Source organism: Streptomyces luteosporeus (assembly GCF_039532865.1).
GTDB classification, from domain to species: Bacteria; Actinomycetota; Actinomycetes; order Streptomycetales; family Streptomycetaceae; genus Streptomyces; species Streptomyces luteosporeus.
On record NZ_BAAASL010000002.1, the window covers coordinates 446,368 to 455,555 of the forward strand.

A 9,188-nucleotide genomic window follows, 5' to 3' on the forward strand; every position below is an offset into this window, starting at 1 on the left:
TTGGGAGCAGTCTCGCCATGACGCAGCTCACGAATGATGTCGAAAAGCACACCGCGCTGTATGTGGAGGCGTTCAACGCGGGCGACGCCGACGCGGTCAACGCCTTCTACACCGAGGACGCCGTCGCGGTGTGGGAGCCCGGTCAGCCGCTGACCGGCCAGGCCCGCATCGACTCCGTCAAGGAGTTCCTCGCCCACCGCCCGAGGATGACGGCCGTGCCGCGGCAGTCCTTCGTGACCGGTGACACCGCGCTGCTCATCGTCGACTGGCAGATCGACACCGTGGACGAGGACGGCAACCCCGAGCACCTGGAGGGCGTGGGCGTGGACGTGCTGCGCAAGGGCGCCGACGGCCACTGGCGCTACGCGGTCGACGACCCGTACGGCCAGGCCGAGTAGGGCGCGCCGGCGGCAGGGCCGCCCCGCCCGCCCGCGGCCCCGCCGTCCGTTCCCGGCCCCGTGACCCGTCCGTCCTCAAGAGCTCGTCCCGTCCGGCATCGCCCACCGCGGTCCCGGGCCTTCGCCTAGGGGGAAGCACCTCGTGAACACTGAACGCCTCGCCGCCCGCCGGCTGTCCCGCCGTACGGTCCTCAAGGCCGGCGGCGCCGCCGCGCTCGCGGCCTCCGCCGCCACGACCCTGGCCGGGCCGGCCCACGCCGCGGAGGACGGCACCGACAGCGTCCCCCTGGACTTCATCGTCGTCGGGGCGGGCTTCGCGGGCGTCACCGCGGCCCGTGAGCTGCGGGCCCGGGGCTACCGGGTGACGATCCTGGAGGCGCGCGGCCGCATCGGCGGCCGTACCTGGACGGACACCTTCGCCGGTCAGCAGGTGGAGATCGGCGGCACGTGGGTGGAGGCGACCCAGCCCAACGTCGGCCGGGAGCTGCAGCGCTACAAGCTGGAGCTGGAGACCGACGAGCCGCTGGACCGGATGATGCTGCCGACGCCCGCCGGCCCGAAGGCGTTCACGCCGGACGACGGCAACGCCCGCATGGGCGCGGTGATGTCGAAGCTGTTCGACGGCTCGCGGCAGTACTTCGAGAAGCCGTTCCAGCCGCTGGCCCGCCAGGACCTGCTGCAGAAGCTCGACCGGCTCTCGCTGCGCGACCGCTTCACCGAGCTGAAGCTCAGCCCCGAGGAGGAGATGCTCTTCAACGGGCAGACGGCCATCTACTCGGGCGGCTCCAGCACCCAGGGTGCACTGACGATGTTCGCCCAGTGGTGGGCGCTGTGCGGCTGGAACGTGGACGGCTGGGCGAACACCACCTGCTTCCGCTTCAAGACCGGTTCGGTGAGCCTGCTGTCGGCGATGCTGGCGGAGGCCAAGCCGACGCTGATGCTCAACACGCCGGTCACGGCGATCACCGACGACGGCAAGTGCGCCCGGGTGACCACCAAGTCCGGCAAGACGTACACGGCGCGCGGCGTGGTGGTGGCGCTGCCGGTCAACGCCTGGAACACGATCAAGTTCTCGCCCGGCCTGCCCGCGGCCCACACGGCGGCCACCACCCAGGGCATAGCCGTCAAGAACGCGGTCAAGCTGTGGATCCACGCCAAGGGCGGCCAGGGCCGGGTCTACGGCCAGGCCGCCGAGGGCGGCTCGCCCATCCCGCTGATCATCCCCAACAAGAAGACCGCCGAGGGCCAGCTCTACATCGGCTTCAGCGTCGACCCGGCCCTCGACCCGAACAACGTGACGCAGGTGCGCGACGCGGTGCGCAAGCTCGGCGTCGACCTGGACATCATCGGCATCCGGGCGCACAACTGGGGCGCCGACGAATGGGCGCGCGGCGGCTGGGCGTTCCGCAAGCCCGGGCAGCTGACCTCGCTGTACCCGGATGTGCTCAACCAGGCCACCAGCCGGATCACCTTCGCCAGCGGTGACATCGCCGAGGGCTGGAGCGGCTTCATCGACGGCGCGATCGAGTCGGGCATGCGCGCGGCCCAGCTGGCCGCCGGCGAGATGTGACGCATCCGCCGGCACACCCCCTTAAAAGCACCACCCCCAACAGAGAGGCAATGCCGTCATGACGACGTTCACCGTTCCTTTCGACCCGGAGAAGCCGGACCTCACCGACGACACCTGGACCCAGAACGAGATCTTCCTGCAGGTCTTCAACTCCGGTGACGGCGCGCTGTTCAACAGCCTGTACCGGGAGGACTCCATCTCCAACTTCTCCGGTGAGCCGCTGACCGGCGAGGCCCGGCTGAAGTTCTTCCAGGAGTTCCTGGCGAACAAGCCGAAGCTGGAGGCCAAGGTCACCCACTCGTACGTGGCGGGCGACGTGGCGCTGATCGGCGTGGAGTACGCCATCGACACCACCGGCCCCGACGGCGAGCCGCTGCGCCTGGAGGGCAACTGCACCGACGTACTGGTGCGGGTGGAGGACGGCCGCTGGCTGATGGCCATCGACCGCCCGGTCGCCAAGAGCGGCCTGGTGGCCTGACGCGAGGGCCGGCCGGGGCCCCGCCGCCGTGTTCTCCACGGCGGCGGGGCCTTCGTATGCCCGCACCCATGCCCGCACCGGGTAAAAACAAACCGTTTATGCGGTATGGTTCGGCTTGGGGGAGTGGCGGGGACAGCGGGATACGGGTAGGGGAGTGGGCATGGCACAGCAGTTGTCGCAGTCGTTCACCTGCGGTCTGGTTGCGGCCCTCAATGTCATAGGCGGCAAGTGGAAGCCGCTGATCATCACCGAGCTGCACCGCCACCCCCTGCGCTTCGGCGAGCTCAGGCGGGCCATTCCCGGCGTCAGCGAGAAGGTGCTCAGCCAGCAGCTGCGGGAGATGGAGCTCGACGGCGTGGTCAACCGCGAGGTCTGCCACCAGATCCTGCCCAGGGCCGTGGAGTACTCCCTGACCGAGCTGGGTATCGCCCTGCACGAGAGCCTGCAGCCGCTGGCCGCCTGGGGCGCGGACCACGAGCTGCGCGCCCTGCGCCCCTCCGGCTGAGGCCCGGGCCCCGCCGACCCGGCGGTGGCGCACACCCTCCCGACGGGGCCTCGAACGGACCTCGAGAGAACCTCAAGGGTGCCCCAATAGGGCGTGGTTAGCCTGCGCGTGTGCGGTTTCGAATGCTAGGTCCCCTGGAACTCGTCGACCACGACCGGCCCCTGGCCCTCGGTGGCATCAAGCAGCGTGCCACCCTGGCCTTCCTGCTGTTGCACGCCAACCGGGTCGTGGCCACCAGCCAGCTGCTCAAGGCCCTGTGGCCGACCGACGAAGCACCCACCTCCGCCCGCAAGATCCTGCAGAACGCCGTGTGGGGTCTGCGCGGCGTGCTCACGGCCGAGGACGGCGCGCCGTCGGCCCCCGCCCTGCTCACCCAGGCCCCCGGCTACGTCCTGCGGGTCGACCCCGAGGACGTCGACCTGCACCGTTTCCTGCGCCAGGTCGAACAGGGCCGCTCCCGCCTCGCCTCCGGCGCCCCGCAGGAGGCCGCGGTCCTCCTGCGCGAGTCCCTCACCCTCTGGCAGGGCCCGGCGCTGTCCGACCTGGTGGAGACCGGCATCGCCTGGCCCGAGCTGGCGGCGGTGGAGAAGGGCCGGCTCGACGCCATGGAGGACTACTTCGAGGCGGAGCTGGCCTGCGGCCGGCACCGGGCCGTCCTCGGCGAGCTGGAGACGATGGTCGCCACCGAGCCCCTGCGGGAACGTTCCTGCGGGCAGCTGATGCTCGCCCTGTACCGCTGCGGCCGCCAGGCCGACGCCCTGGCCGTCTACGACCGGGTGCGCTCGACCCTCGTCGAGGAACTGGGCCTGGAACCGGGCCGCTCGCTGCGCAGCCTGCAGCACGCGATCCTCACCCACGACCCCGAGCTCTCCCCGGTCCTCCCCCCGGCCCCCGCCGAGCCGTACACGCTGACCCGCGAGCCCGCGCCCGCGCCCGAGCCCGTACGCGAGGCGCCGGTGCGCCACGAGCCGCAGCCCCCCGCCGCGCGTCCCGCGCTCACCCCCGTCGCGGCCAGTGGCCCCGGCGAGCGGGAGGCCACCGTGACCGAGCGCACCCAGATCAGCGTCGCCCTCATCGCCACCGAACTGGATTGCGACGAGGCCGCTGGGCCCGGCGGCGTCTGCGAGAAGACCGACACCGCCCTGGAGTCCGTGGCCGCGGCCATCCAGGAGAAGGCCGAGTACTTCGGCGGCACCGTCGTCGCCACCATCGGCCCGGTCTCCCTCGTCGCCTTCGGCGTGCACGACGACGACCGGTACGCCGCCGACGCCGCCGAACGCGCCGTCCACGCCGGCCTGGCCGTCCGCGCCGCGCTCGGCTCCGCCGCGTACGCCGCCGTACGCCCCGCCCGCCGCCCGGCCGTGCGCGCCGCGGTGGTCACCGGCGAGGCCATCGTGCGCCACCGGCCCGACGACCCCGCCGCGCCGCCCACCCTGATCGGCTCGCTGCTCCACAACGGCCAGGCGCTGCTCTCCCGCGTACCGGCCGGCGAGATCCGCGTGTGCGCCACCACCCGGCAGCGGACCGAGGGCGCCATCGTCGTCTCCTCGGCGGGCGACGCCGCCGGCGGCTGGGAGGTGCGCGGCACCCGCCGCGAGTACCCGGGCGAGCGGACGGTCCCCATCGTCGACCGCGACTGCGAGCTCGACCTGCTCGGCGGCCTCCTCGGCCGCACCCGGCACCGCGCCGTGCCGCACCTGGTGACCGTGCTCGGCGACCCCGGCATCGGCAAGACGCGCCTGGTGGCGGAGTTCGAGCGGATCGTCGCCGAGGAGGCCGAGCCGCCCCTGTTCCTGGTGGGCCGCACGCCGTCCTTCCCGGAGGACAACGCGCTCGCCGTGCACGGCGAGATCCTCGCCGCGGCCTGCGGCATCGTGCCCGGCGAGAGCGACGAGCGGGCCCTGGGCCGGCTCGCCGCCACCGTCGGCGGGGCCGTCGCCGACCCGGCACAGGCGCACTCCCTGGTGGAGCTGCTGACCCCGCTGGTCACCCCCGGGGCCGGCGACTGGCGGCGCACGGGCCCCGAACGGGCCCGGCTGCTGCACGCCTGGCGGCACCTCCTGGTCGCCCTGGCCGCCCGCCGTCCCCTCGTGCTCGTCGTCGACGACCTGCACCGGGCCGAGGACGCGCTGCTGGACTGCGTCGAGGAACTGGTCGAGTCGGCCGCCGCCGTACCGCTGCTGGTCGTCGCCGCCGCCCGGCCCGAGCTGCTGCAGCGCCGCCCCGGCTGGGGCGCGGGCCGGCGGCACGCCACCACCATCGGCCTCGACCCGCTCTCGGACGCGGCCATCGACCGGCTCGTGGAGTTCCTGCTCGCCGGCGACGACAGCCTGCGCGACGCCATCGGCGAGGAGACCGCCGCCCGCCGCAGCCACCTGCGCAAGCTGCTGGCCTCGGGGGCGCCCACCGGCACCCTGCACCACCTGTACGGCCGCCTGCGCCGCCCCCTGGCCCTGGCCGCCCAGCCACCCCTGGCGGTCTGAGGACGGGGCTGCGCCCCGTAGGGGCGCGGGGAACTGCGCGATCAGCCACGATGCACCCGCAGACGAAGTGCCGTGGCGGGCCGGCCGCAGGCCGCCGGTGGCCGATCGCGCCCATGCGACCGGGCGGGTACGTTGAGGGACGTACCCGCCCGGTACCGGTACGACCGGCACCTGCTCACGCCGGGAGCAGCAACCGCTCGCCGTCCTGCGCGCGCAGGATCGCGCACACGTCCCGCAGCCCGGTCTCCAGCTGGGCGATCTCCTCGTCCGTCAGGTACACCGACGGCTCGAAGCGCAGCGTGTGCACCGCGCTCGCCGTGGGGAACGTCCGCACCCGGTGCTCGCGCAGCAGGTAGCCGGCCACCAGGTAGCCGAAGGTGCCGGCGTTCTCGCGCAGGGCCTGCGAGGCGGACTGCGTCTGGTCGCGGAACTCCAGGCCGAGCATGAGCCCCTCGCCCCGGACGTCCTCGACCACGTCCGGGAAGTCCGTCCGGAGGGTCTCGAACACGTCCTTGAGCGCCTGCCCGCGCTCGGCCGCCAGCCGGTAGACCCGGCCGCCGTCCGCCTCCATCAGCTCCAGCACCTTCAGCGCGATGTGGCAGGAGAAGGCGTCCTTGGCGAACGTCGAGCTGTGCACCAGCTCGAACTCCCGGCGGTAGCGGGAGCGGCGCACCAGCATCACGGACGCCTTCGCGATGCCGCCGCCCAGGCTCTTGGCGAGGGCGTAGTAGTCGCCGCGCAGCCCGACGCGGGAGGAGGCGAAGAACGAGCCGCTGCGGCCCATGCCGCTCTGCACCTCGTCGACGATCACGGGGCAGTCGACGGCGGCGCAGACCCGCTGGATCTCCTCGGCGAACTCCCGGCCGATGACCCGGATGCCGCCCTCGCCCTGGATGGGCTCAAGCACGAAGGCGCAGAACACCGGCGCCGCGTGCCGCACCAGCACGGCCGTGCCGTCCTCGACGGCGAGGCCCAGCAGCTCGGCCCGCTCGGCCTCGACGACCTCCTTGAGCACCTCGGGACGGTCCCGCGGCACGAACCGGGCCTGCGCGGCCAGCGCGGCGAACGGCGCCCGGTAGCCCTCGTTGTGGGTCAGCTGCACGGACCCGACGAGCTTGCCGTGGAAGCCGCCCTCGAGGGACAGGAACAACGGCGTCCGCTGCCGCACGGCGTCGTTGCGCCGCGTGATCTCGTCGGCCACCACCTCGATCCCGGCCCCGGCCGGCAGCCCCAGCGCCTCCACGACCGCGGCCCCCACCCCGGCCCCGGCGGCCTGCGCCGCGGACACCTGCGCGGAGGCAGCGGCGTACGCCTCGTCCATCCGCATCCGCCGGTCCAGCTCGGCGTGCTTGACGGCCGCCTCGACGGCCTCGGCGCCGGTGTTGGCGAAGATGGCCGAGTACTCCTCGGCGTCGTCCCCGAGTTCGCGCCGGAGGATCGCGTTCAGCGCCTGTGCGACCTCATTGGCGTACGGGTGCCGGGAGAACTGGGCGTGCACGGGAATTCCGCCGTCCAGCAGCGATTTCGCGTGCGCGTTGATCTCCGGGTGATTGTGCCCGAGCATGAGCGAGCCGTACCCGCCGGCATAGTCGACGACGGGTATTTCCCGCCCCTCGGAGTCACGGTAGTAGAGGGTGTTCCCCTCGCCCCGGACGTATTCCACGTCGAGCCCGACGGAAGCGAGCCACCCGAGCAGATACGGCTCCGCGAGGTCATTCGTTTCAACGGATGCACCATTCATGCCGCGGACACTACGGAGCCGCCCTAACGCCCGGGTCATTGCCGGTTCTTCGCCCGGGGCTGCGCCCCTTTCAGCCCGCCGCAGGCGCCATCACCAACGCCTCCGCCACCACCTCGGCAACCGCACCCACATGATGGTCCAGGTAGAAGTGCCCCCCGGAAAACACCCGCACATCCGTGCGCCCCGCCGAGAACCCCGCCCACTCCTCCGCCTCGACGACCGTCACCACCGGATCGCTGTCCCCCACCAGCACCGTGAACGGCACGCTCAGCGGCGCCCCCGGCGTCCACGCGTACGCCCCGATCGCCCGGTAGTCGGCCCGCAGTGCCGGCATGACCATGGCCAGGAGGTCGGGGTCCTGGAAGACGCCGCCCGTCGTCCCGCCGAGCCGTCGGATCGCCGCGAGGACGTGCGCGTCGGTGCGCACCTGGTCGTGCGGGTTCGGCAGGGCGCGTGGCGCCCCGCGTCCGGAGAGGAAGAGCCGTTCGGGTCCGGGCAGGGAGCGTTGTTCGAGGCGCCGGGCCGTCTCGTAGGCGAGGACGGCGCCCATGCTGTGCCCGAAGAAGGCGTACGGGCGCCCGTCGCCGGCGACGGCCGTGGCGACCTCCTGCGCCAGCCGGTCGGCGAGTCGTCCGATGTCGTCCACGGCCGGCTCCTGGTGCCGGTCCTGGCGTCCGGGGTATTGGACGGCCAGTACGTCGACGTCCGGTGCCAGGGCGCGCGACAGCGCGACGTAGGCGCTGGCCGCGCCTCCGGCGTGCGGGAAGCACACGAGCCGGGGACCGTCCTGCGGGGTCGTTGCCTCGGCCGGGGCCGGACCGTAGCGTCGGAACCATTCACTGCCCATTGCGCCCACTCCTTGCCTGTTCCAACCTGCCGATGTTGCCGGCGCATTGTGGACGACTCCGCTCGAGCCTGGCACGAGCCGCGCACGAGGCGGGCGTGGGAGAAGGTGATTACCCGTCGGTGGGCGGCCAGTACGAACGTCCCGGTTAGCGTCGCGTCGTCCCGAGGGTCATGGAGCAACACGTAGTGGGGGATTGCGATGGAGACCGCCGTTCCGGCCTTGACCGCTTCTTCGGGCACGTCCGCGGCCGTCCTGGGACGCGACTTCGCCCGCGCCCTGACCGAGGGGCTGGCGCGGGCGGCCACCACGACCCTGGAGCGCCGCCCGGCGCCACCGGCGCCCGCGGCGCCCGATCCGGAACCGTTACCGCCGGCGGCCCCGGCCGCCGTCGCCTCCGCCGCCGTCACCGACGAGCACGCCGACTGCCGCTGGCACGAGCGCCGCCGCGTGGCCCGTGACCTGCACGACCACATCGGCGGCGCCCTGGCCACCGCCCGCCGTCTGATCGCCGAGTGCGCTCCGGAGGTACGCGATCCGGAGCGGCTGGCGGCGGCGGTGACGTTCCTGAGCGAGGCCGAGGGGCATCTGCGCGGGCTGCTGGGGGAGCTGGTCACGGCGACCGAGCTGCCGCCGCTGCGCGAGGCCGTCGAGGGTTTCGCCGCGGAGGCGGCCCCGCCCGGGGTGGCGGTGACGGTCAAGGTCACGGGCAATGAGCGCCTGGTCGCCACGGCCCACCGCCGCGCGTTGTTCCTCTCGGTGCGCGAGGCGCTGCGCAACAGCTTCGAGCACGCGGGCGCGAGCCGCGTCACCGTGTCCGTACGGACGACGCGCTGGTGGGTGCACGCCGCCGTGGAGGACGACGGCCGCGGCTTCGACCCGGCGCGGGCGGGTGCCGGCATCGCCTCGATGCAGCAGCGCGTCGAGGAGATCGGCGGCCGGCTGTCCGTCGAGAGCTCACCCGTGGACGGCACGCGCGTCGACCTGCACGTGCCGCTGCGCCCTCGTTGACCCATCAATGCCGCTTAGTTGAGGAAGTGCTGTGCGCAAGGTGCTCATCGCCAACCGTGGCGAAATCGCTGTCCGTGTCGCTCGTGCGTGCCGGGATGCGGGGATCGCCAGTGTGGCGGTCTATGCGGACCCCGACCGTGATGCGGTGCATGTCCGCG

General features: G+C 73.0%; 9 protein-coding genes. 7 read left to right on the plus strand and 2 right to left on the minus strand.

Annotated elements, in window-relative coordinates:
- Positions 1-17 precede the first annotated feature (17 nt).
- The 5 genes from ABD361_RS04075 to ABD361_RS04095 all read left to right on the plus strand — a co-directional run bounded on the left by ABD361_RS04075 (position 18) and on the right by ABD361_RS04095 (position 5,434).
- Positions 18-398 carry a YybH family protein gene (locus ABD361_RS04075; protein ID WP_344433255.1) on the plus strand — a complete coding sequence of 127 codons (381 nt, stop codon included), beginning with the start codon at positions 18-20 and terminating at the stop codon, positions 396-398.
- 142 nt (positions 399-540) lie between these two features.
- Positions 541-1,968, plus strand: coding sequence for a flavin monoamine oxidase family protein (locus ABD361_RS04080; protein ID WP_344433256.1), 1,428 nt, complete (start codon positions 541-543; stop codon positions 1,966-1,968).
- A gap of 58 nt (positions 1,969-2,026) precedes the next feature.
- Positions 2,027-2,446: a YybH family protein gene (locus tag ABD361_RS04085; protein ID WP_344433257.1), complete on the plus strand. Its 420-nt coding sequence runs from the start codon at positions 2,027-2,029 to the stop codon at positions 2,444-2,446.
- Between the two features lie 160 nt (positions 2,447-2,606).
- Positions 2,607-2,951 (plus strand): winged helix-turn-helix transcriptional regulator, encoded by a 345-nt coding sequence (locus ABD361_RS04090; RefSeq protein WP_344433258.1) that lies wholly within the window; start codon positions 2,607-2,609, stop codon positions 2,949-2,951.
- 122 nt (positions 2,952-3,073) lie between these two features.
- A complete protein-coding gene (locus tag ABD361_RS04095) occupies positions 3,074-5,434 on the plus strand; it encodes an ATP-binding protein (RefSeq protein ID WP_344433259.1) in 2,361 nt (786 codons plus the stop codon).
- A 175-nt stretch (positions 5,435-5,609) separates the two neighbouring features.
- Here ABD361_RS04095 and ABD361_RS04100 read toward each other — a convergent pair whose 3' ends face one another.
- Positions 5,610-7,175 carry an aspartate aminotransferase family protein gene (locus ABD361_RS04100; protein ID WP_344433260.1) on the minus strand — a complete coding sequence of 522 codons (1,566 nt, stop codon included), beginning with the start codon at positions 7,173-7,175 and terminating at the stop codon, positions 5,610-5,612.
- A gap of 70 nt (positions 7,176-7,245) precedes the next feature.
- The gene (locus tag ABD361_RS04105) at positions 7,246-8,022 is read right to left on the minus strand and encodes a thioesterase II family protein (RefSeq protein WP_344433261.1); all 777 of its coding nucleotides are present in this window, start codon (positions 8,020-8,022) and stop codon (positions 7,246-7,248) included.
- Between the two features lie 219 nt (positions 8,023-8,241).
- Here ABD361_RS04105 and ABD361_RS04110 point away from each other — a divergent pair, with 219 nt between their 5' ends.
- On the plus strand, positions 8,242-9,030 hold the full coding sequence (locus ABD361_RS04110) for a sensor histidine kinase (RefSeq protein ID WP_344433262.1): 789 nt from the start codon (positions 8,242-8,244) through the stop codon (positions 9,028-9,030).
- Between the two features lie 31 nt (positions 9,031-9,061).
- Positions 9,062-9,188, plus strand: a 127-nt coding sequence (locus ABD361_RS04115) for a biotin carboxylase N-terminal domain-containing protein (protein WP_344433288.1), incomplete at its 3' end; no start/stop codon positions are given.